Raw genomic sequence first — 2,274 nt, 5'->3', positions numbered from 1 at the left:
AGGAACCGCAACGTTTCGTCTCCGGTGTTCTCGACGTAGTGGCCCATCGCGAAGGGGACGTAGCCGACGTCCCCTGCTTGGTAATCGAAGGTCCGTGCCATCCCGCTCGACGCGAAGACAGTCATCCGTCCCTTCCCGCCGATGTAGTACTGCCACTCGTCGGCGTTGGGGTGCCAGTGCAGTTCGCGCATCGCTCCCGGTTCGATTTCGACGAGCGCCGCCGCGATGGTGGTCGCTGCGGGGAAATCGGTCGAATCGACGATGCGGACCTGCCCACCTTCCACCTCCTTCGGTTCTTGATCTAGCAAGCGGTACGTGTAGCTCTCCGGAACCGTCCCCTCCGGTGAATCGACCTCGTCCTCGTCCAACGGCGGGGGGACTTCTCCGTCGAAAACGTACCGCGTGTGATCGATGTCGTGCGGCAAGTCGTCGAAGGCTTACTCGGGAACGCCGAAGTTCTTGGCGAGCACGTCACGCGGCGTGTGTTCGAACTAGTCCGTAATGAGGAACGTCTCGTTCTCAGAGAAACCTCCATCGTCGAACACCAACAGGAACTCACAGCCCTCCTCCAATCCCTGAATCGAGTGCGGGACGCCCGCCGGGAAGTTCCACAGGTCACCTTCGCCGACGTCGTCGATGAAGTTGTGGCCGTCCGCATCGACGGCAGTGACCCGCGCACGACCGGCGAGCATGTACGCCCACTCGGCCTCCGTGTGCCAGTGGAGTTCGCGAATCCCGCCCGGTTTGAGACGCATATTCACCCCGGCGAGGTCGGTCGCGACTGGCAGCTCCCGCTTGGTCACTTCGCGTGCCCACCCACCCGTCGTCAGTCGGTTTCTTGCCTCCGCGAACGGGAACTTGAAGTTGGGAATCGTCCCGGCATCGGTGTCGGGCGAGGCCAACAGATCCGGATTCTCCCGCTCAAGCGGTACGTTCCGTGGACCGAGGATGGAGGCACCTCGATCGGCTTGAATCGGTTGTGGTTCTCCGTCGGTGGCTCTCTTAGTCTTGTCCGGCATGGTTCGGTCTCCATTGTATCGGGCGTCTCGACGATCGTACGCGGGAGACCGGCCGAAGACGTGCGACCAAGAAAACGGTGGCCACGACGAAACTGACCGATGTCCGATTCGATCGTATCTCTCCCACCTGACCGACTGTCACGCCCATCCACTATACGCCAGATAGCGACTTGAACGTGCCGCTGTACCGTTTTCGACGGGAAGCCGATGTCCCCACGTTCTCCCGTCTGAGTTGCGGGGAACCCTCTCGAAACCACGTTCGGACGTCATCGTTTGGCGACCGAATCGCACGATTCGTGCCGACGCCGTTCGTGCGATTCGAAAATAGAACGTCCGTAATGTGTATTCGCTGCTGGATAAATTATTTATTCACGCAGTGGAACCAACGTTACCATGGGAGCAGACCACACTGGTGATGAGTTAACACGCGTATTGTCGAAAGTCGACATCTTTGTCCTCGCGTTCGGTGCGATGATCGGCTGGGGATGGATCATTCAGACGGGATACTGGATCGACGAGGGGGGAACGACCGGGGCGATTCTCGCGTTCGCCATCGGGAGCGTAATGGTGACGACCGTCGGCCTGATCTACGGCGAATTGGCGTCGGCGATGCCCTTCGTCGGTGGCGAACACGTCTACAGTTTACGAGCGCTCGGGCCTGCCGGATCGTTCGTCTGTACGTGGGCGATCATCCTCGGGTACGTCAGCGTCGTCATCTTCGAAGCGGTCGCACTGCCGTCCGCGCTCGCCTATCTCGTCCCGGGCTTCAACGTTCTCCACCTGTGGACGATCGCCGGGGAACCCGTCTATGCGACGTGGGTACTGACGGGCGGGATCGGCGCGGTCGTGATGACGATGCTCAACTACCGTGGCGTCCGTCCCGCGGCGCAGTTCCAAACCATCCTCACGCTCATCATCGGCCTTGCAGGGGTCACCCTCGTTATCGGTGCGATTTTCAACGGACACTCCACCGCGACACCGTCGTTCACCGATGCGGGATGGTCGGGGCTGTTCACGGTCGTCGTCATGACGCCGTTCATGTTCGTTGGATTCGACGTGATTCCGCAAGCCGCCGGTGAAGCCGACGTTTCATATCGATCCCTCGGTCGGTTGATCGTCCTCTCGGTCGTGATGGCCGCGGCGTTTTACATCGCGGTCATCTGGGCCTCCGGGCAATCGCTTTCCGGTTCCACGCTCGTGGACAGTTCGTTGCCCGCGGCCGCCGCGCTGACCTCGCTGTTCAACAGTACGGTTA

Annotated in this window: 3 protein-coding genes; 1 reads left to right on the top strand and 2 read right to left on the bottom strand. The window is 60.8% G+C overall.

The features are described 5' to 3' along the window. Window positions 1-425: cupin domain-containing protein (locus tag WBV42_RS20885; protein WP_423987745.1), on the bottom strand; the 425-nt coding region annotated here is incomplete at its 3' end. Between the two features lie 66 nt (window positions 426-491). Beyond that, a complete protein-coding gene (locus WBV42_RS20880; RefSeq protein WP_423987744.1) occupies window positions 492-1,019 on the bottom strand; it encodes a cupin domain-containing protein in 528 nt (175 codons plus the stop codon). Between the two features lie 393 nt (window positions 1,020-1,412). Here WBV42_RS20880 and WBV42_RS20875 point away from each other — a divergent pair. Further along, window positions 1,413-2,274: APC family permease (locus WBV42_RS20875; RefSeq protein ID WP_423987743.1), on the top strand; the 862-nt coding region annotated here is incomplete at its 3' end.

Origin of the sequence: Haladaptatus sp. (assembly GCF_049589095.1) — an archaeon.
In the GTDB taxonomy this organism is placed as follows: Archaea; Halobacteriota; Halobacteria; order Halobacteriales; family Haladaptataceae; genus Haladaptatus.
Note: the sequence above shows the minus strand (reverse complement) of the source record. Positions and strands in the feature narration are given on the sequence as shown.